Here is a 19,703-nt window from a genome sequence, read left to right on the forward strand (position 1 = left end):
CATGGCTCATCTGACAGCGCAGGGACTCCTCGACCTCGTCCTGGACGAAGGGTCGTTCGAGTCCTGGGACGAGCCGATCGACCGGTCGGGCCTCGACCCGGCCTACCAGCAGGAGCTCGTGGCCGCGACGGCTCGTGCCGGCACCGACGAGTCGGTCCTGACCGGCCGTGGGCTGATGCGGGGGCGTCCGGTCGCCGTCGTCGTCAACGAGTTCCGGTTCCTGGCCGGATCCATCGGTCGTGCTGCGGCGTTGCGCATCGTGGCCGCCGTGCGCCGGGCGACCGCCGAAGGCATTCCGGTGCTCGCGACCACGGCCTCCGGTGGCACGCGCATGCAGGAGGGCACGCCGGCCTTCGTGCACATGGTCGACATCACCCGGGCCATCATGGATCACCGCGCGGCCGGGCTCCCCTACCTGATCTACCTGCGCCACCCCACGACCGGCGGAGTCTTCGCGTCGTGGGGATCGCTCGCGCACATCACGATCGCCGAACCCGGAGCGCTGATCGGCTTCCTGGGCCCGAAGGTCTACGAGATCTTGGAGGGCAAGCCGTTCCCGCCCGGCGTGCAGACCGCCGAGAACCTCGCCGACCGCGGCATCATCGACGCCGTCGTGCTGCCCGACGAGCTGCCGTTGCTGGTCGATCGGGCGCTCAGCCTGCTCGTCGACGCACCGACCAGGCAGACCCGCGGCTGCGCACCGCCGAGGTGCACCGCGAACGGTCCGCCTGGGACTCGATCCAGATCACCCGTCGGTCCCACCGCGCAGGCGTCCGCGAGGTGCTGCGCTACGGCAGCGACGCCACGGTCCGCCTGCAGGGCACCGAGAAGGGCGAACGCGACAGCGCGATGATCGTGGCACTGGCCCGCATCGACGGACAGCCGTGTGTCGTGATCGGCCAGGACCGGACGACGCAGACCCGGTTCAAACCCATGGGACCGGCCGCGCTGCGCGAGGCCCGCCGCGGCATGCGACTGGCCAATGAGCTGAGGTTGCCGCTCGTGTCGTTCATCGACACCCCCGGAGCCGCAGCTCTCGCCCGAGGCCGAGCAAGGTGCCATCGCCGGCGAGATCGCGCGCTGCATCGGCTTGGATGTCCACGATGCGGGTGCCGACCGTCTCGGTGCTGCTCGGCCAAGGCTGCGGCGGCGGAGCACTGGCCCTCCTGCCAGCCGACGTCGTGATCGCCGCCGAGAACGCCTGGCTCTCTCCACTGCCACCCGAAGGTGCCAGCGCCATCGTCCACGGCGACCTCGAGCACGCCCAGGAGATGGCCGAGGCCCAGCGGGTCGGCGCCCTCGACCTGTACGAGAACGGCACCGTCCAGCACATCGTCCCTGAACCCAACGGTGACACGCCCGAGGCTTTCGCCCGGGCCATGGCCGCCGAGATCGGAGCACAGCTCGTGGCACTGCGGACGAAGGAGAACCGATGAGCTTGCTCGACCTGGCCGAGAAGGCCACCGCCGCCGACGGGGTCGCCCCGTTCAACGAGACGAGCTTGTTCGCCCTGCAGGACGGCGCACGAGCCCGGGTGCAGGTCATCCAGACGAGCGCCGACGGCGAGCTCGTCGGCGCGGCGTACGCGGTCGGCGATGCGCCGGTCGAGATCGTCGTGCACCCCGATCACCGCCGCACGGGCATCGGTCGACGCATCCTCGACGAGCTCGTGGCCGATGGCGAGGACAGCTTCTGGGCGCACGGCGACCTGCCGGCAGCGCAGGCCCTCGCCGCGTCGGCCGGACTGGCGGTCGCCCGCGAGCTTCTCGTGCTGCAGCTGACCTTCGACGGACCGCCGACCCCTGAGCGGACGCCCGACGGGGTGACCTTGCGCGCCTTCGAGCCCGCCGATGCCGAGCCGCTGATCGCGGTCAACGCCCGGGCCTTCGCGCACCACCCCGAGCAGGGGGCCATGGATCGGGCCGACTTCGACCGGCGCACTTCGTCCGACTGGTTCGATCCCGAAGGACTGTTCATCGCCGAGAAGGACGGGAAGGTCATCGGCTTCCACTGGACCAAGGTCGAGGACTCAGCAGGAGACCAGCCCAGTGGAGAGGTCTATGTCGTCGGCATCGATCCCGACGCCCAGGGCGGCGGCCTCGGCACGGCGCTGACCGCGCGGGGACTTCGGCACATGTACGAGAAGGGCCTGTCGACCGTCGACCTCTACGTCGAGGGCGACAACGCGCCCGCCCTCAAGGTGTACCGAAATCTCGGCTTCAAGGACTGGAAGAAGGACACCCTCTACACCCGCTGAGGAGGTAGTTGTCGCCCTCCGGCGAGGGGGTTGTCGCCCTCCGGAGGGCGACTGGCGCCTCCTCGAGGGGCGAGAACTACCTCCTCAGGGGGCCGTAACCACCTCGTCAGCGGGGGTGGGTGAGGCCTCGTTGGAGGGCGGCGGCCGCCCGGCGGGACGCCTTGGGGGCGGTGCGGCCGAGTCCGACCATGTTGATGAAGCCGTGGATCAGACCGTCCTCGGTCACGTGCTCGACCGGCACGCCTGCCTCCCGGGAGCTTGTCGGCGTACGCATTGCCCTCGTCGAGCAGCGGATCGAACCCGGCCGTCACGACGTAGGCCGGCGCGACTCCCGCGACCTCTCCGTACAGAGGAGACAGTCGCGGATCCTTGCGGTCCTCGTCGCCGACCAGGTAGTTCTCCTCGGCCAGGTCCATGAACGCCTTCGTCAGGAAGAAGCCGTCGGAATATGTCAGCCGGCTCGGATGCGTCACCGCGAAATCGGTCGCGGGATAGATCAGCAGCTGGAACGCCGGCGACGGACCACCGGCGGCGACCGTCTGCTGCGCCACGATCGCAGCCAGGTTGCCGCCCGCGCTGTCACCGCCCACCGCGATGCGCTCGGGATCGATCGCCAGGCCCTGCGCGTGCTCGACGATCCAGGCCCACGCGGCCATCGCGTCGTCGACCGCTGCCGGGAACGGCGCCTCAGGTGCCAGCCGGTAGTCGACCGCGACGACCCGGACCTGGGCCTCCTCGGCCAGGAACCGGCACGTGGCGTCGTGGCTCTCGAGGTCGCCGTAGATCCACCCGCCACCGTGGAAGAACAGCAGCGCCGGCGAGCGCCCCGTCAGACCGCGCGGGGTGTAGAAGCGCAACGCCAGCGGGCCACCCGGGCCGTCGATCGTCCGATCGGTCACCGCGCCGATAGGCTGGTTGCCGCCAGCCAGGCGCGAGGACGACACGATGATCTGGCGTCCCCGGCTGATCGCGACCGTCTCGGCCGCCGGGCCCTCCAAGTGCTGCAGCTTGAGCAACAGCTGCATCTCGGGATCGAGCGTCCGACCGTTGATCAGGATCGGCCGACCCGCGATCCGGGCCAGCACCGAGCGCGGCAGCTGCATCACCGCGCGAGCCGACACTCCGCGTGCGGCGCCGATCGGCTGGGGACCACTCAGATGACGGATAAGAGCCATGCGGACACGCTATCGCCTGAGGGGCCACGCAACCGTGCGTTCAGATGGTGTTCATCTTGATCTGTGACGCTGGTGGGGTGGACACTCATGACATGGCGGTCGCCGATCTGGAGAGCCCGGCCTCGCCGGACGAGTTCGACGTCGACCCGCCGTTCGACCCCGCACAGAGCACGTTGCCGACCGATCGGTTCCTCGATCGTGAGCTGTCCTGGATCGCGTTCAACGCCCGTGTCCTCGAGCTCGCCCAGGACGCCGAGCTGCCGCTGCTCGAACGCGTACGGTTCGCGGCGATCTTCGCCAGCAACCTCGACGAGTTCTTCATGGTGCGTATCGCCGGACTCAAACGACGTATCGCCGCCGGTGTCGCGGTGCCGTCGGCCAGCCGACTGAACCCCCGCGACGTCCTGGCCCGCAGCCTGGCCGCGAGCCAGGAGCTCATGGTCAGCCACGCTGCGACGTACCAGGACGAGCTCGTCCCGGCGATGGCTGCCGAAGGAATCGAGCTTCCTGCGCTGGGACGGGCTGAGCCGGTCGGAGCAGGAGACGCTCAGCGAGTTCTACCGCGACCGCGTGTTCCCGATCCTGACGCCGCTCGCCGTCGATCCTGCCCACCCCTTCCCGTACATCTCGGGACTGTCGCTCAACCTCGCGCTCGTGATGCGCAATCCCGGCACCGGCAAGGACCACTTCGCGCGGGTCAAGGTGCCGCCCATCATCAACCGCTGGATGGAGGCGTCGCCGGGCAGGTTCGTGCCCTTGGAAGACGTCATCTCCGCCCACCTCGACCTGCTGTTCCCCGGCATGGAGGTCATCGCCCACCACGCCTTCCGGGTGACCCGCAACGAAGACCTCGAGGTCGAGGAAGATGACGCGGAGAACCTGCTCAAGGCACTCGAGCAGAGCTGTTGCGACGCAAGTTCGGTCCGCCCGTGCGACTCGAGGTCGAGGAGTCGATCGACCCGAGCGTCCTGGAGCTGCTGGTCTCCGAGCTCGGGGTCAAGCCCGACGAGGTCATCCGGCTCAAGGGACCGCTCGACCTGCGCAGCCTCAACGAGATCGCCGACCTCGACAAGCCCGAGCTGAAGTACGAGCCATTCGTCCCCGGAACCCATCTGCACCTGGCCGAGGTCGAGACGTCCGAACCGGCGAACTTGTTCAGCGCTGTGGGCAAGCGTGACGTCCTGGTGCACCATCCGTACGACTCGTTCGCGACGAGCGTGCAGCGTTTCATCGAGCAGGCAGCAGCCGATCCGCACGTCCTGGCGATCAAGCAGACGCTGTACCGGACGTCGGGCGACTCCCCCATCATCGACGCCCTGGTCGACGCGGCCCGCGCCGGCAAGCAGGTGCTCGTGCTGGTCGAGATCAAGGCACGTTTCGACGAGCAGGCCAACATCCGCTGGGCGCGCAAGCTCGAACGTGCGGGCTGCCACGTCGTCTACGGCCTGGTCGGCCTCAAGACGCACTGCAAGCTGGCACTGGTCGTGCGCGACGAGCCCGACGGTCTGCGCCGCTACGCGCACATCGGCACCGGCAACTACAACCCGAAGACGGCCCGCCTGTACGAAGACTTCGGCCTGCTGACCGCCGATCCGGCGATCACCCACGACTTGACCGATCTGTTCAACAACCTGTCCGGATTCGCGCAGGAGTTCTCGTACCAGCGCCTGCTGGTGGCCCCGACGGGCCTGCGTGACGGCATCATCGACCGCATCGACGACGAGATCGCCCACCAGGCGGCGGGACGACCGGCCGGTATCCGTATCAAGATCAACTCGCTGGTCGACGAGGCGATCATCGACAAGCTGTACGAGGCGTCCCGGCGAGGAGTCTCGGTCGACCTGGTCATCCGCGGCATCTGCACCCTGAGACCGGGCGTGCCGGGTCTCAGCGAGAACATCCGCGTGCACAGCATCCTGGGCCGCTTCCTGGAGCACAGCCGGGTCTACTGGTTCGCCGGCGGCGGTGAGCCGCAGGCCTGGATCGGTTCGGCCGACCTGATGCACCGCAACCTCGACCGGCGAGTCGAGGTGCTGGTGCGAGTTCCGTCGCCGGAGCACATCGAGCAGCTCGGCGACCTGCTCGCCCAAGCCGTCGACAGCGAGACGACGTCGTGGCATCTCGAGTCCGATGCGACGTGGACCCGCCACGTCGGCTCCAGCGACCTGCAGGCCGTCCTGATCGAGAAGGCGCGTTCACGGCGTTCGCGCTGAGCCGCGCCGACCCGTCAGGGGCACGACGCGAACAGCACGGGTCCTTCGCCTGACAGGTAGGCGCCTCGGTCGGGGTCGAGGTCGAAGCTCAGCACGGTGACCGCTCCGACGGCCGACGCCGACGTCAGGTCGAGCGAGTCCTCGACCTGGCCCGTCCGACCGATGAACGGACCGGTCGCCAGTGCACCGCGGACATCTGCCTGATCGGCTGCTACCACCGGCGAGCTGTACGCCGTCGCAAACCGGATCTGCTGCCCAGAGCCGTCGTCGGACACGGCACGGCCCGCCCACACCGGACGGACCAGACGTCCCGCCGATGCCACGGCGGCCGCCGCCTGGGCGGCGACGTCGGGATCATCGGGAAGCGCAGAGGCGGCGCACGCCGTGGCCCCACCCTGCAGCAGCACGACATCGGCGCCGGTCAGCTGTGCCGCGAGATCAGCCACGGGTCTGCGGTCGAGCAACGACCGTGCACCGTGCCGGATCGGCGCAAGTGCCCGACGGACGTCGCCGACCTCGGCACCCGCCACGATCAGTCGCCGGCGCGGAACGGTCGTGACCACGCCGAGGACGGCCGCCAGCTCGGGCCCGATCCGCGCCCGGCCGGACGCATCGAGCTCCCAGAGACCGTCCGTCCGTCGATAGCCCAAGGCCCTGAGCTGCTTCTCGACCTGATCGAACGAGACGGACCGAGACAGGCGCGCGACGAGCGTCCCGCCGGCGGCGCTCTGCCCGTACGCCTCCCAGTCGAGGTCGCCGACCGACCAGCCGTAGGCGCCGGCCATCTCGTCGGCCGAGCTCGCGAGCACCGAACGGGTCGCCAGGTCGCGCAGCGTCGCGTCTTCGACCCCCACCTGCTCGCGGATCGACGACCAGTCGGTGACACCGGCCACCTCGACCGAGGCGGGCAGCGCATCAAGGGCGGACGCCAGCGGGGCGCGTGCGTCAGCCGTGACCCGAGCACCACCCCACCAGGCCGCCGACAACGCGACAGACACGACCAGAAGGGGCACGATGACAGAACCGGCAACGACGCGCAGACGCCCCATGTCCACCCCTCCTTCATCGGTTGGTCACATCCCCCAAGGACAATACGCACCATGGCAGGTGAACGGATCACGACCGCAGCAGGTGGAATCGTCTGGCGCCCACGCCCCAGCCCCGGCCGGCCCGAGCCGCGCGTCGAGGTGCTGCTCGTGCACCGGCCGTCCTACGACGACTGGACGTTCCCGAAGGGCAAGACCGACCCCGGCGAGCTCCTGCAGACGACGGCCGTGCGGGAGATCGGCGAGGAAGCTGGTCTTCGGGTGCGCCTCGGCCACCCGTTGCAGGACCTGTCGTACCCGATCAGCGGCGGCACCAAGATCGTGAGCTTACTGGTGCGCACGTTCGGTCGGCACCGACGACGCGACCCCCTTCGTGCCCAACAAGGAGGTCGACGAGATCCGCTGGGTGCGCGTCCGCGACGCCCGCCAGCTGTTGACGTACGAGCACGACCTGCAGCTGCTCGACACCTTCCAGGAACTGCGTGAACGCCAGGCACACCGCACGCGAACACTTGTCATCCTGCGCCACGGCAAGGCAGCACCCCGCAGCGCGGAGGTCGACGACCTGCATCGTCCCCTCACCAGCGCCGGGGCCGCCCGCGCCACGGCGCTGGTGCCGGTGCTCGACGCCTACGGGATCCGTCGAGTCGTCAGCAGCCCGGCGATCCGCTGCGCCCAGACCGTCGAGCCGTACGCCCACTCGATCAGCACGTTCCTCGAGATCGACGACCGCCTGTCCGAGGACACCCGAGCGAGCCAGGTCCAGCGCTCCCTCGCAGCGATGCTCGATCGCAAGAAGCCCGTCGTGCTGAGCACCCACCGGCCGACCCTGCCGTGGGTCTTCGAGGCGGTCGGCGCCGAGCTGACCGACCTCGCACCCGGTCAAGGTGTCGTCGTCCACCACCGCAAGGGAACCGTGCTGGCCACAGAAGTCCTGGCGTGACAACACCCACGCTCCGACCGTTACGCCACCGTTCACCTTCCGTTCACCCACGGTCGAAGATCGATACACCTACGCTCCTTACGTTCACGGAGTAAGCAACAACTGATCCCAGAGAGGGACCTCCCGTGAACCGCAAGAACCTGCGCATCGCCGCTCCCGCGGCCCTGATTGCCCTGACACTCGGCCTGAGCGCCTGCGGTGCGGGCAATGAAAGCTCCGACGGCGCGGACACCGACAACGCGTCGGGCGCGACCGTCTCCGGAACACTCAACGGCGCCGGCGCCAGCTCCCAGGAAGCGGCCATCGCCGCATGGAAGGCTGCCTTCCAGACCACGAACTCCGGCGCGACGGTCAACTACGACCCGGTCGGCTCGGGCGGCGGACGTGAACAGTTCATCGCAGGCGGCGTGTCCTTCGCCGGCTCCGACGCCTACCTCGACGACGAAGAGCTCGCGAAGGCCAAGGCCAAGTGCGGCACCGACATCGTCGAGATCCCGGTCTACGTCAGCCCCATCGCCGTGATCTACAACCTCGACGGCGTCGACGACCTCCAGCTGTCGCCCAAGACCGTCGGCGCGATCTTCGAAGGCACCATCACCAAGTGGGACGATGCAGCCATCAAGGCCGACAACCCGGACGCCACGCTGCCGTCGACCAACATCACCGCCGTCCACCGCTCGGACGACTCGGGCACGACGAAGAACTTCACCGACTACCTCGACCAGGCCAGCGATGGCGGCTGGACGCAGGGCGAGGTCGAGACGTGGCCCATCAAGGGCGGCGAGGCTGCTGAAGGCACGTCGGGCGTCGTCTCGGCCGTCAAGAGCGGCAACGGCACGATCGGCTACGCCGACGAGAGCCAGGCCGGCGAGCTCGGCAAGGCCAAGATCAAGGTCGGCGACGCGTTCGTCGAGCCGACGCCCGAGGCAGCCGCCCAGGTGCTCGACACCGCCGCCCCCCGTCGAGGGACGTGGCGAGACCAGCATCGCCGTCGACGTCGATCGCAAGACGACCGAAGCCGGCGTCTATCCGATCGTCCTGGTCTCGTACCAGATGGCGTGCCAGAAGTACTCCGACTCGGCCACGACCGACCTGGTCAAGTCCTGGCTGACCTACGTCGCCAGCCCCGAGGGACAGAAGACCGCCGCATCCAGCGCCGGCTCCGCGCCGCTCTCGAGCGACTTCTCCGCCAAGGTGCAGGCCGCGATCGACACGATCGGCGCTGCCTGACCTGCCCCGGCCCTTGAGCCTGTCGTCCTTTCGACAGGCTCAAGGGCCACAGGCGGCTCACCGGCCGCCACCCACACTTCGAACACCACAGTTGAAAGGCATCACCTGTGACCAGCACGCTGGCTCCCCGTCGCAAGCGCACCTCCATCGTGCGCGTCGGTGACCGGATCTTCTCCGGCCTGTCGACGAGCGCGGGCATCCTCATCCTGCTGACGCTGGCCGGCGTCGCTGCCTTCCTCACGATCGAGGGCATTCCCGGAATCCTCGCAAGCCCCGACGAGGTCAAGAGCGGCCAGAGCTTCTGGCCATACGTGTGGCCACTCGTCTACGGAACCCTGATCGCCGCCACTGTCGCCCTGCTCCTGGCCACGCCAGTTGCCGTCGGTGTTGCCCTGTTCATCTCGCACTACTCGCCCCGCAAGCTCGGCCAGACCCTCGGCTACCTGGTCGACCTCCTGGCCGCGGTCCCGAGCGTCGTCTACGGCCTGTGGGGCATCCAGTTCCTGGCCCCACACATGGTGCCGGTCTACGAATGGCTCGAGAAGCACCTGGGATTCATCCCGTTCTTCGCCGGCCCCGCCTCGGCCACCGGACGCACCATCATGACCGCCTGCATCGTGCTCGCGGTCATGATCCTGCCGATCATGACCGCCATCTGCCGGGAGATCTTCCTGCAGACGCCGCGGCTGCACGAGGAGGCCGCGCTCGCGCTCGGCGCGACCCGCTGGGAGATGGCCCGCATGGCGATCTTCCCGTACGCCCGCTCCGGCATCGTGTCGGCCGCGATGCTCGGTCTCGGCCGCGCGCTCGGTGAGACCCTCGCCGTCGCGATGGTCCTGTCGGTGACAGCCGGCACCGTGACCGCGAACCTGATCAGCAGCACCAACCCCAGCACGATCGCCGCCAACATCGCGTTGAGCTTCGGTGAGGCCAGCGGCAAGACCGTCAACGTGCTGATCGCCACCGGGCTCGTGCTGTTCATCATCACCTTCCTCGTCAACTTCGCCGCCCGGTCCGTCGTGGACCGCCGCAAGGATTTCTCCGGAGCCAACTGATGACGACACTCACCCCCGCACCCAGCGCGAACCCCCGGCCCCGTCGACGTCCACGAAGAGCTGTACGGCGCCAGGCTCCCCACCTGGGGACCGCGCATCGTGCTCGGTGTCGCGGTCCTGGTCGGCGCCGCGCTGTACTTCACCGGGACCAACCTGGTGCTGGCCTCGCTTGCCGTGTGGGTCGTGTCCTTGGCACTGCCGCTGTGGTCGGCAGTCGTCGAGGGCCGCCGCAAGGCCACCGACCGGCTCGTCACCGTCCTGGTGACCTCGGCGTTCGTGCTGGCGATGTTCCCGCTCGTGAGCATCCTGTACACCGTCATCAGCAAGGGCACCAAGGTCCTGTCGGCGGAGTTCTTCACCTACTCGATGCGCAACGTCGTCGGCGAGGGCGGCGGCATCTACCACGCGCTGATCGGCACGCTGCTGATCACCGGCGCTGCGGCCGTCATCTCGATACCGATCGGCCTGTTCGCCGCGATCTACCTCGTCGAGTACGCCGACGGGAACCGGCTCTCCCGCTGGATCCGCTTCTTGGTCGACGTCATGACCGGCATCCCGTCGATCGTCGCCGGCCTGTTCGCCTACGCGCTGTTCGTGCTGTTCTTCGGCGAGGGCGTCCGGATGGGCATCGGCGGCTCTGTCGCCCTGTCGGTGCTGATGATCCCGGTGCTGGTCCGGTCGACCGAGGAGATGCTGAAGCCGTCCCGAACGAGCTGCGCGAGGCGGCGTACGCGCTCGGCGTGCCGAAGTGGCGCACCGTCGCCAAGGTCGTGCTGCCCACCGCGCTGGCCGGCATCGTCACCGGTGTCACGCTGGCCATCGCCCGTGTCATCGGCGAGACCGCACCGCTGCTGATCATCGCGGGCACCACCGACTCGGTGAACTTCAACCTGTTCGACGGACGAATGGCGACGCTGCCGGTGTTCGCCTACTCCTCGGTGCGCAGCCCGGGCGTCCCGCCCGAGTTCAGCCTCGACCGCGCGTGGGGTGCCGCCCTCACGCTGCTGCTGATCGTGATGCTGCTCAACCTCATCGCCCGTCTCGTCTCCCACTTCTTCTCGCCCAAGGGCGAGCGCTGATCGTCCAGGAAGGACACCACCATGGCCAAGAGCATCGACGTCTCTGACCTCAACATCTACTACGGCGACTTCCTCGCCGTCGAAGGCGTGACGATCCCGATCGCCGCGAAGTCCGTCACCGCGTTCATCGGCCCGTCGGGCTGCGGCAAGTCGACGTTCCTGCGGTCGCTGAACCGCATGCACGAGGTCATCCGCGGCGCCCGTGTCGAGGGCAAGGTGCTGATCGACGGTCAGGACCTGTACGGCGCCGACATGGACCCCGTCAACGTGCGCCGGATGATCGGCATGGTCTTCCAGCGCCCGAACCCGTTCCCGACGATGTCGATCTACGACAACGTCCTCGCGGGCCAGAAGCTCAACAGCAAGCGCATGAAGAAGGCCGACGCCGACGACATCGTCGAGCGTTCGCTGCGCAGCGCGGGCCTCTGGGCCGAGGTCAAGGACCGTCTGGACCGTCCCGGTTCGGGGCTGTCGGGTGGTCAGCAGCAGCGTCTGTGCATCGCCCGTGCGATCTCGGTCGAGCCGGAGATCCTGCTGATGGACGAGCCGTGCTCGGCGCTCGACCCGATCTCGACCAGCGTCATCGAGGACCTGATCCACGAGCCGAGACGCAGTACACGATCGTGATCGTCACTCACAACATGCAGCAGGCCGCTCGGGTCTCCGACGAGACGGCGTTCTTCAACCTGTCGGGCGTCGGCAAGCCCGGCCGGCTGATCGAGGTGGGCCGGACCGAGACGATCTTCTCCAACCCGACCGACCCCGCCACCGAGGCCTACATCCAGGGCCGGTTTGGCTAGAGAGATTGGCGTAAGACAAACCCCGCAGGCCGACAGGCTTGCGGGGTTTGTCGTCCCGACCATGGGCCGAGCGAAGCGAGGTACGAGCCGCGCGCCCTAGTTACCGGGGATGAAGATCCGCAAGATCCAGTACGTGATCGCGCCGACGGCGGCCGCGGCGGGGATCGTGATGATCCAGGCGGTGATGATGCCGCGGGCGACGCCCCAGCGCACTGCACTGAAACGCTTCGTGGCGCCCGCGCCCATGACGGCCGAGGTCATCGTGTGGGTCGTGGAGACGGGAGCGTGCAGGCCGATCGCCATGCCGTACAGGACGACTGCTGCCGTCGACTCGGCCGCGAAACCGCGGGGCGGGTCGAGGGCGATGATGCGACGTCCCATGGTGCGCATGATCCGCATGCCGCCGGACAGGGTGCCCAGCGAGATGGCGCCAGCTGCCGCGAAGACGACCCAGTAGGGGATCTCCCGCTCGCCGAGCCCAGGACCGTAGCCGCCGGCGACCAGGGCCAGGACGATGACGCCCATGGTCTTCTGCGCGTCCTGCAGACCGTGACCCAGCGACAGGGCCGCGGCCGACACGACCTGCGAGTGCCTGAACCCACGATTGACGGTGTGCGGGTTGGCGCGGCGGAACAGCCACATGATCGACAGCATCACCAAGAACGCACCACCGAAGCCGAGCGCCGGGCTCATGATCATCGGGATGACGACCTTGTCGACGACCTTGTCCCAGTCGACCGTGACCCCGGCAGCGATTCCGACACCGATCAGGCCACCGATCAGGGCGTGCGACGAGGACGACGGGATGCCGAAGTACCAGGTGATCAGGTTCCAGGTGATGGCACCGACCAGGGCACTCATCACGACGGTCAACGCATGCTCTGGAGACATCGCGTCGAAGCCGACAAGTATCTCTTTGATGGTCTTGGCGACCCCCACGCCCAGCAGAGCGCCGACGAAGTTCAAGATCGCCGCCATGATCAGCGCGATCCGCGGAGTCAGCGCACGCGTGGAGACCGAGGTCGCGATCGCGTTGGCGGCGTCGTGGAAACCGTTGGTGTAGTCGAAGAACAGAGCGATGGCGACGGTGGCGATGACCAACGCCAGGACGAGATCCACGCTCAGGACTCCTTGACGGCGATCTGCTCCACCGTGTTGGCGACGGATTCGAGGGCGTCGATGGCGTGCTCGAGGGAGTCGACGACGTCCTTGAGCTTCATGACCTCGAGCGACTTGTAGGTGCCGCCGAACAGGTGCGCCACGATGCGGCGATAGGAACGGTCGCCCTGGTTCTCGAGACGGTTGATCTCGATCCAGTACTCGTCGAGGTCTTTCATGGTGCGCAGTCGCGGCATCGCGTCGGCGGTCGGCGCCGTCGCGCGCTGGAGCACCTCGACCTGCGGGGCGAAGTCGGCCGGCAGGTCACCGAGCCCGTACAGGCCCACGAGGTCGACGGTCTCCTCCATGAAGTCCATGACGTCGTCGAGGCTGCTTGCGAGACGGTAGATGTCTTCGCGGTCGAACGGCGTGATGAACGTCGAGTTGGCCCGCTTGATGATCTTGTGGGTCGTCTCGTCGGCCTGATGCTCGGCTTCTCGCATCCGCTCGGCCAGGGCGACCTTGTCGGTCGTCGAGTCGAGCATCTGCGCCAGCAGATTCGCGCCTTCCACAAGATGGTTGGCCATCTCGGCGAACAGTTCGTAGAAGGATGTTTCAACTGGTCGGATGCAAAACGCACGACTAGCTCCTGTCAATGCTGAGTAGGGCAAGCCCATGCTAGATGCAGGTTGTTCACCCGTGCCAATCGCGGGTGTCACCTGATGGTCAACTGGCCGTTGCCACGCCGAGAATTTCGTCGACTTCGCGCTGTGACAGGTGCCCGTCCTTGGACGAGGCCGCGATGATCAGGCGACTGGTCAGCTCGATCTCGTCGAGCACGTCGTCGTCGCGAAGTCGACTGTCGAGTGGCTCCGGCATGTGGTGCGCTCCCGGGTCTTTCAGCGTCATCGTCATGGTGGTCGTCCCCCGCGGTCGGCATCAGCCTTCAGCCGCGATGGTCTTGCTCCCCTGTCACGAGGTTATCGGGTCGCCCCTCACGGCGCAGCGATATGCACCAATCGCCACCTCCACCTTGACGGCTATCGCAGCCTCTAGTCCTGCACACGTCGGGACCACCGACACGAACCTGTGAGGACCTACGTCCTGACTTGTCCTGACAATTGCGGCACTTTCCGGTTTATCCCTGCTATTGCAGTAATTTCGTCGAATGGTGCCGCGTCAGTATCGAGCGTCCCTCTCCTCTCACTAGGTGCGACCCCACCACACCTTCACTGAGGAAAACACCATGTCTGCCCGCTCGACACACCCCCGCTCGCTCGTCGCCCTGATCCTGATGACGCTCATCGGCGGGCTGCTGCTCGCCGCCCCGACCTCGGCCCAGGCGGCCAAGGCCAAGGCGCCGAAGGTCTACTGCAAGGGCTTCTCGTCGTGCGAGAAGAAGGGGTTCTCGACACGCGGCTACCGGGCAGTCCACCAGCGGCAGCACTGGGGAGCCGTCGCCGGGCACAACTGCACCAACTACGCCGCGTACCGGCTGACCAGTCGCGGACGGGTCACTGACCGGGCCGCCACGATCGGCAGCGCCTCCGAGTGGGGCATCACCCTGCCGAAGGCCGGTATCGCCGTGCGCCATCGCAAGCCGAAGGTCGGCGACATCGCCTGGTGGTCGTACCACCGCAAGAGCGTGCGGCGCAGCCACGTCGCCTACGTCGAGCGTGTCTACAAGGACGGCTCGGTGCTGGTCAGCGAGGACAACTACAAGGGGACGTTCTACTACACGCGCTACTACAAGGGCCACCGGCTGTTCCCGTCGAGCTTCCTGCGGGTCAAGAAGTCGTCCGGCTCCCCCATCGGACACGTCACCCGAGCGACGACGAAGGACCGGCTCGTGCGGGTCGAGTCCTGGCACAGCCAAGCCGACAACCCGTCCGGAGCGGTCGGTGTCGTCTCCTTCGGCGGGCCCCGCGGCGCGGCCGGAACCGTGCAGGTTCGCACCTCACGGGCCGTCCTCGGCACCTGGTGGGCGGCCCGGTCGTTCCCCGCCGACGCGATGCCGAAGATCGCCTACGTCTACGCGCTCAACACACCGGGGACCCGGGGCGGCGACAGCTTGCTGGGCACGGTCGCGATCGCCCCGCACTGACCGGGATGCCGTCAGGTGATGCTCTCGGTGTCGTGCCCGAGCGGCTTCTCACCCTCGCCCTTCTCGATCGACCGGGTCTCGGGACGAGAACCGCCAGGAGCCATCAGCTCGGTGATCTCGCGTGCCAGGCCAGTGCCCAGGCGACCCCATCCGTCCTGGTAGCCGTAGGCCTCGCGCAACGACCGCGCCTCGTAGTCGCCGCACAAGATGTCGACGTCATCGGCGTTGATCAGACCCGGATGGGCGACCCCCACCGACTCGGACACCTTCACGAGCCTTGCGCAACGTGCGGACGTACTGCGCACACCGCAGCGACTTCGAGGTCGGGTCGAGGCCGTGCGCGAGCCACGGATCTTGGGTCGCGACACCGGTCGGGCACTTGTCGGTGTGGCACTTCTGCGACTGGATGCAGCCGATCGACATCATCGCCTCGCGGGCGACGTTGAGCATGTCGGCGCCGAGCGCGAGGGCGACGACGGCATTGTCTGGCAGGCCGAGCTTGCCCGATCCGATGAACGTCACGTCGTCGGTCAGCCCGGCCGCGGCGAACGTGCGGTAGACCCGCGAGAAGCCCATCCGGAACGGCAGGGCGATCGAGTCGGCGAAGACGCGCGGCGAAGCACCCGTTCCACCTTCACCACCGTCGATCGTCACGAAGTCGACGCCCCGGTCCTCCTCGACCATGTGCCGGGTCAAGTCGTCCCAGAAGCCCATCTCGCCGACAGCGCTCTTGATGCCGACCGGCAGTCCCGTCTCGTCGGCGATGAGCTCGACGAAGTCGAGCAGGCTGTCGACGTCCGTGAACGCAGTGTGCCGCGACGGGCTCGCACAGTCCTGACCCATCGGTATGCCACGGATCTCGCTGATCTCACGGGTGACCTTCGCCGCCGGGAGCAGGCCGCCGAGCCCCGGCTTGGCTCCTTGCGAGAGCTTGATCTCGATGGCCCTGACGGGTGCCGAGTCGACGACCTCCTTGAGCCGGTCGAGCGAGAACGTCCCATCCGGGTTGCGGCAGCCGAAGTAGGCCGTACCGATCTGCAGGATCACGTCACCGCCCTGGCGGTGGTGCTGCGACAGCCCGCCCTCACCGGTGTTGTGCATGCAGCCGGCGATCTTCGCCCCAGCGTTGAGCGCCTGGATCGCGTTGCCTGACATCGAGCCGAAGCTCATGCCGGAGATGTTGACGAGCGACGCGGGCCGGAACGCCTTCGCCCGCCCTCTCGGCCCGCCCAGGACCTTGGCGCTGGGAAGTCCGACCTGCTCGGCGTGATCGTGCGGCAGCGAGTCGGCGAACGTGCGGTGCTTGATGATCGCGTAGCCCGGCTGGTGCTCGATGTCGTTGTCGGTGCCGAAGCCCGAGTAGTTGTTCTCCTGCTTCGACGAGGCGTAGACCCACGAACGCTGGTCACGGCTGAACGGACGCTCCTCGTCGTTGCTCGTGACGATGTACTGCCGCAGCTCAGGGCCGATGGTCTCCAACCAGTAGCGCGCGTGCGCGATGACTGGGAAGTTGCGCAGCAGCGCATGCTTCTTCTGCATCAGGTCGCGCGCCGCCACGGCACCGACGGCGACGCCCACCCCACCCAGGACCCGTGTGAACTTCATGTCCAAGTCCTACTCCGCGCCCCTGGGGTTGTCCATCTGGGCGCGCAGGTCACTTCACGTCACGCAGGAACTTCTCCAGCAGCGGACCGGCCGTGGCCGATCCGGACGCACCGTCCCCGACGAACACCGCGACGGCCAGGTTGCCGTGCGTGGCGATCATCCAGGCGTGCGTCCGCGGGGGAACGTCGTCGCCGTACTCGGCCGTGCCGGTCTTGGCCGTGACCGGAGCTCCCGGGACGTCCTTCAGGAAGCCGCCGCTGCCGTCCGTCACCACGGCCCGCATCATCTCGGCGAGGCTGATGGCCTCTTGCGCGTTGACGGGCTTGGCCGGGGCCGGCGCGTCCTTCGGCTTGAGATCGGGAAGCAGCACCGGAGTGACGAGTCGACGGTCCTGCACCGAGGCGGCCACGACGGCCATCGCCAGCGGTGATGCCTCGATCTTGCCCTGCCCGATCATCGAGGCCGCCCGCTCGGTGCCCTCGGCCTTCGCCGGCACCGAGCCGAGGAACGCCGGGGTCCCGAGGTCGAGGTCTCGTCCGAGCCCCAATCCGGAAGCCGCATCGACGAGCTGGTCTTGTGGTGCCTTGTCGCGGGTCGCGATCATCGCGGTGTTGCACGAGTTGGCGATGGCCGCAGTCAACGAGATCTTGCCGAGCGCCGAGGACGGGTAGTCGGAGTAGTTCTTGAACGTCCGCCCGTCGACCGTCACGGTCTCGGTGCACGGAATCTTGGTCTGCGGGTCACTCCCGATCGCAGGAATGCCAGCGCGGTCACGACCTTGAACGTCGATCCCGGGGCGTACCGGCCCGTCGCGGCTGTGTCGGTGCCACCGCCGCCAGGACCGCTCGACATGGCCAGGACCTCACCCGTCGAGGGCCGAATCGCGACGATCGCGCTGGCGGGCGACACATCGGCCAGCAGCCCGTCGGCGACGGTCTGTGCCTTCACGTCGATCGTGGTGCGGAGCGGCTTGCCGGCCACCGCGTCGCTCGTGAACACGGTCCGTGACTCAACCTCTTCATCGGCGGCCTCGTCGACGACGGCGGTGATCTCGACGCCGGGCGTGCCACGCAGCTGGGCGTCGTACCGCTTCTGCAGACCCGACAGCCCCACCTTGTCACCGGCCTTCAGAGCACCCTTGGACTCCTTGACCACCTCGGCCGTCGCCTCACCGACCACCCCGAGCAGCGGTTGACCGAACGACCTGGTCGGTGCCAGCGGCAGCTCGTCGTTGATGCCGACGGCGCCCGGGATCTCGCCGAGCTGGTCGCTCGTGGGGACGTCCGGACCGTCGCGCAGCACGAGCGCCTCGACGAACGCCTGCGGCCCGGCCCCGTCGACCCGCTTGGCGAAGGTGGCGGCGTCGATGTCGAGCAGCTTCGCCAGGGACGCCGCGGAGGCGGCCGTGGCCTCGGGGACGACCTTCGTCTTGTCGATCCCGACCCGGACGACCGGCCGGTTCGTGACGATGCGCTCGTCGTCGGCGCCGAGGATGTCACCGCGCAGGGCGGCCTTGCTGCGGGCGACGAGCCGTTCGTCATCGGTCAGCTCGGCGACGATCGACGGCTTCCAGTCGACCACCCACTTGTCTTCGCGCTTGACCAAGGACGCCTTGGTCTCATAGGCCCAGGTCGCACCCTCGATCAGCCGACTCGTCGACAGCGTCACGGTCGCGGTGTCGTCCTCGGTCGTGACGTCCTTGACCGTGACCTTCTGCGTGCTGTCGCCGAGACCTTCGACGATGCGGGTCAGGCCCGCCTGGCTGGCCGGCCCGCCGACCGTCGTCGGAACCTTCGACACGTCGCCCGACGACAGCGCCGCGGCCAGCACGTCGGCGGCGTTCTTCGGGTCGGGGCCACCTCCCCCGCAGGCCGCCAGTCCGCCGAGGACGACCGCGAGACCGGCGCCTGCTGCGGTGAGGCGGACACGGCGGGCTGATGGGGTGAGGGCCGGAGCATGACGAGTAGTAGAACAACTTGTCACGGCGCCGTCAACAAGCCTGGCCGCACGTGGGACGTCCATCCCTGTGAACCGTCAGTCCGCGTCGAGCCCGTGCTCGATCGCGTACCTGGTCAGCTCGACCCGGTTGTGCATGTGCAGCTTGCGCAAGGTGCTCTGCACGTGGTTCTGCACCGTGCGGTGCGACAGCACGAGCCGCTCGGCGATCTGGCGGTACGACATGCCTTTCGCGACCATCTTCAGCACCTCCGTCTCGCGATCGGTGAGCTTGCTGCTCCGCCGGTTTCCGATCGTGGCCGACCGATGCCTGCCGAAACTCCCCCAGGACCATGCCGGCCAGCCCAGGTGTGAACACCGGGTCACCGGCGGCGACGCGTCGCACCGCGTCGACCAGCTCGTCACGTGACGCCGACTTCACGAGGTACCCGGTCGCACCCGCCTTGACGGCTGCGAGGACGTCGGCGGACTCCCCTGAGGCGGACAGCACCAGTACTCGGACAGACGGATCCTGACGTGCCACCTCGGCCGTGACCTCGATCCCGTTGGGAGGCGGGATCTGCAGGTCGAGCACCAGGACGTCCGGGCGCACGGCGGGGAACCGTGCCAAGGCCTCCCGTCCGTCACTGGCGACCCCGACGACGTCGAGGCCCGCCTGCCGCAGGTCGCGCTCGACCGCGTCGCGCCACATCGGGTGGTCGTCGACGACCATGACTCGGATGGGCGCCGTCTCGTCGGTCTCGCTCATGACCCCGACTCTAGGACGAGTCGACGTCGTGGCGGGCGACCACGAGCTCCCACTCGGTGCCGAACGTCCCTGTCGTCAGCTCTGCTGTTCCGCCGAGCGCCTCGAGCCGGCCGCGGATCGACTCGGCGACACCGAGCCTGCCGTGCGAGGCCGCCTCCTCGAGACGTCCGGGCGGTATGCCGGGGCCGTCGTCGCGAACTGACAGCTCGACCCCGATCTGGGTGTTCCTGCAGGAGCACCCAGGCCGGGGCGTCATCACCCACGTGCAGCCTGATGTTGTCGAGGCAGGCCCGGACGGCTGCGACGAGCTCGTCGGCGGTCTGCTCCGGAAGCTCGACCGGGTGACCGGGTGCTGAGACCGTGACATGCGGCAGGTCCTCCAGACGGGCCAGCG

Annotated in this window: 19 protein-coding genes and 4 pseudogenes; 13 read left to right on the plus strand and 10 right to left on the minus strand. The window is 68.2% G+C overall.

The window, feature by feature from the left end; genetic code table 11:
- Nucleotide 1: 1 nt before the first annotated feature.
- Genes ACHMWU_RS08760 through mshD form a run of 4 tightly spaced genes read left to right on the plus strand, consistent with a single transcriptional unit; the run spans nucleotide 2 to nucleotide 2,257 of the window.
- Complete coding sequence (locus ACHMWU_RS08760; protein WP_396042830.1) at nucleotides 2-853, plus strand: carboxyl transferase domain-containing protein; 852 nt, start codon at nucleotides 2-4, stop codon at nucleotides 851-853.
- Nucleotides 745-1,185 (plus strand): carboxyl transferase domain-containing protein, encoded by a 441-nt coding sequence (locus ACHMWU_RS08765; RefSeq protein WP_396043045.1) that lies wholly within the window; start codon nucleotides 745-747, stop codon nucleotides 1,183-1,185. Before ACHMWU_RS08760 ends, ACHMWU_RS08765 begins: the two co-directional genes overlap by 109 nt.
- On the plus strand, nucleotides 1,104-1,436 hold the full coding sequence (locus tag ACHMWU_RS08770) for a carboxyl transferase domain-containing protein (RefSeq protein WP_396042832.1): 333 nt from the start codon (nucleotides 1,104-1,106) through the stop codon (nucleotides 1,434-1,436). Before ACHMWU_RS08765 ends, ACHMWU_RS08770 begins: the two co-directional genes overlap by 82 nt.
- Nucleotides 1,433-2,257 carry a mycothiol synthase gene (gene mshD / locus ACHMWU_RS08775; RefSeq protein ID WP_396042834.1) on the plus strand — a complete coding sequence of 275 codons (825 nt, stop codon included), beginning with the start codon at nucleotides 1,433-1,435 and terminating at the stop codon, nucleotides 2,255-2,257. The genes ACHMWU_RS08770 and mshD overlap by 4 nt, the downstream gene beginning before the upstream one ends.
- Here the strand turns inward: mshD and ACHMWU_RS08780 are convergent.
- Entirely contained in the window at nucleotides 2,245-3,432 is a 1,188-nt protein-coding gene (locus tag ACHMWU_RS08780; RefSeq protein ID WP_396042836.1) for an alpha/beta hydrolase, read from the minus strand. The two genes, mshD and ACHMWU_RS08780, sit on opposite strands and share 13 nt — an antisense overlap.
- Nucleotides 3,433-3,524: 92 nt before the next feature.
- Between ACHMWU_RS08780 and ACHMWU_RS08785 the strand changes: the two are divergent.
- A pseudogene (locus tag ACHMWU_RS08785) lies at nucleotides 3,525-5,645 on the plus strand (RNA degradosome polyphosphate kinase).
- Nucleotides 5,646-5,659: 14 nt separating this feature from the next.
- Here the strand turns inward: ACHMWU_RS08785 and ACHMWU_RS08790 are convergent.
- Nucleotides 5,660-6,694, minus strand: coding sequence for a hypothetical protein (locus ACHMWU_RS08790; protein ID WP_396042838.1), 1,035 nt, complete (start codon nucleotides 6,692-6,694; stop codon nucleotides 5,660-5,662).
- A gap of 51 nt (nucleotides 6,695-6,745) precedes the next feature.
- Here ACHMWU_RS08790 and ACHMWU_RS08795 point away from each other — a divergent pair, with 51 nt between their 5' ends.
- The 7 genes and pseudogenes from ACHMWU_RS08795 (at nucleotide 6,746) to pstB (ending at nucleotide 11,798) form a co-directional block, all read left to right on the plus strand.
- Entirely contained in the window at nucleotides 6,746-7,177 is a 432-nt protein-coding gene (locus ACHMWU_RS08795; RefSeq protein WP_396042840.1) for an NUDIX hydrolase, read from the plus strand.
- Nucleotides 7,065-7,634, plus strand: coding sequence for a histidine phosphatase family protein (locus ACHMWU_RS08800; RefSeq protein WP_396042842.1), 570 nt, complete (start codon nucleotides 7,065-7,067; stop codon nucleotides 7,632-7,634). The genes ACHMWU_RS08795 and ACHMWU_RS08800 overlap by 113 nt, the downstream gene beginning before the upstream one ends.
- 125 nt (nucleotides 7,635-7,759) lie before the next feature.
- Nucleotides 7,760-8,881, plus strand: coding sequence for a phosphate ABC transporter substrate-binding protein PstS (locus tag ACHMWU_RS08805; RefSeq protein ID WP_396042844.1), 1,122 nt, complete (start codon nucleotides 7,760-7,762; stop codon nucleotides 8,879-8,881).
- Between the two features lie 90 nt (nucleotides 8,882-8,971).
- Nucleotides 8,972-9,919 (plus strand): phosphate ABC transporter permease subunit PstC, encoded by a 948-nt coding sequence (gene pstC, locus ACHMWU_RS08810; protein WP_396042846.1) that lies wholly within the window; start codon nucleotides 8,972-8,974, stop codon nucleotides 9,917-9,919.
- A gap of 99 nt (nucleotides 9,920-10,018) precedes the next feature.
- Complete coding sequence (locus ACHMWU_RS08815; protein ID WP_396042848.1) at nucleotides 10,019-10,774, plus strand: PstA family ABC transporter permease; 756 nt, start codon at nucleotides 10,019-10,021, stop codon at nucleotides 10,772-10,774.
- Nucleotides 10,660-10,998 carry an ABC transporter permease subunit gene (locus ACHMWU_RS08820; protein ID WP_396042850.1) on the plus strand — a complete coding sequence of 113 codons (339 nt, stop codon included), beginning with the start codon at nucleotides 10,660-10,662 and terminating at the stop codon, nucleotides 10,996-10,998. Before ACHMWU_RS08815 ends, ACHMWU_RS08820 begins: the two co-directional genes overlap by 115 nt.
- A 21-nt stretch (nucleotides 10,999-11,019) precedes the next feature.
- Nucleotides 11,020-11,798: pseudogene (gene pstB, locus ACHMWU_RS08825) on the plus strand (phosphate ABC transporter ATP-binding protein PstB).
- Between the two features lie 96 nt (nucleotides 11,799-11,894).
- Here pstB and ACHMWU_RS08830 read toward each other — a convergent pair.
- Nucleotides 11,895-12,917: an anion permease gene (locus ACHMWU_RS08830; protein WP_396042852.1), complete on the minus strand. Its 1,023-nt coding sequence runs from the start codon at nucleotides 12,915-12,917 to the stop codon at nucleotides 11,895-11,897.
- 2 nt (nucleotides 12,918-12,919) lie between these two features.
- Nucleotides 12,920-13,573 (minus strand): DUF47 domain-containing protein, encoded by a 654-nt coding sequence (locus ACHMWU_RS08835; protein ID WP_396042854.1) that lies wholly within the window; start codon nucleotides 13,571-13,573, stop codon nucleotides 12,920-12,922.
- A 569-nt stretch (nucleotides 13,574-14,142) separates the two neighbouring features.
- Between ACHMWU_RS08835 and ACHMWU_RS08840 the strand changes: the two genes are divergently transcribed.
- Nucleotides 14,143-15,000, plus strand: a complete 858-nt coding sequence (locus ACHMWU_RS08840) for a CHAP domain-containing protein (RefSeq protein ID WP_396042856.1) — start codon at nucleotides 14,143-14,145, stop codon at nucleotides 14,998-15,000.
- Nucleotides 15,001-15,011: 11 nt separating this feature from the next.
- Here the strand turns inward: ACHMWU_RS08840 and ACHMWU_RS08845 are convergent, their stop codons facing one another.
- From ACHMWU_RS08845 to ACHMWU_RS08870, 6 genes and pseudogenes are all read right to left on the minus strand, one after another.
- The gene (locus ACHMWU_RS08845) at nucleotides 15,012-15,254 is read right to left on the minus strand and encodes a hypothetical protein (RefSeq protein ID WP_396042858.1); all 243 of its coding nucleotides are present in this window, start codon (nucleotides 15,252-15,254) and stop codon (nucleotides 15,012-15,014) included.
- Nucleotides 15,217-16,605, minus strand: a complete 1,389-nt coding sequence (locus ACHMWU_RS08850; protein ID WP_396042860.1) for an FMN-binding glutamate synthase family protein — start codon at nucleotides 16,603-16,605, stop codon at nucleotides 15,217-15,219. The genes ACHMWU_RS08845 and ACHMWU_RS08850 overlap by 38 nt, the downstream gene beginning before the upstream one ends.
- A gap of 49 nt (nucleotides 16,606-16,654) precedes the next feature.
- Nucleotides 16,655-18,627: pseudogene (locus tag ACHMWU_RS08855) on the minus strand (penicillin-binding transpeptidase domain-containing protein).
- Between the two features lie 12 nt (nucleotides 18,628-18,639).
- Nucleotides 18,640-18,801, minus strand: coding sequence for a response regulator transcription factor (locus tag ACHMWU_RS08860; protein WP_396043047.1), 162 nt, complete (start codon nucleotides 18,799-18,801; stop codon nucleotides 18,640-18,642).
- A 199-nt stretch (nucleotides 18,802-19,000) separates the two neighbouring features.
- A pseudogene (locus ACHMWU_RS08865) lies at nucleotides 19,001-19,309 on the minus strand (response regulator transcription factor); the annotation flags it as partial.
- A 10-nt stretch (nucleotides 19,310-19,319) separates the two neighbouring features.
- Complete coding sequence (locus tag ACHMWU_RS08870; RefSeq protein WP_396042862.1) at nucleotides 19,320-19,676, minus strand: hypothetical protein; 357 nt, start codon at nucleotides 19,674-19,676, stop codon at nucleotides 19,320-19,322.
- Nucleotides 19,677-19,703: the final 27 nt, after the last annotated feature.

Origin of the sequence: Aeromicrobium sp. UC242_57 (assembly GCF_044452305.1) — a bacterium.
Taxonomy (GTDB): Bacteria; Actinomycetota; Actinomycetes; order Propionibacteriales; family Nocardioidaceae; genus Aeromicrobium.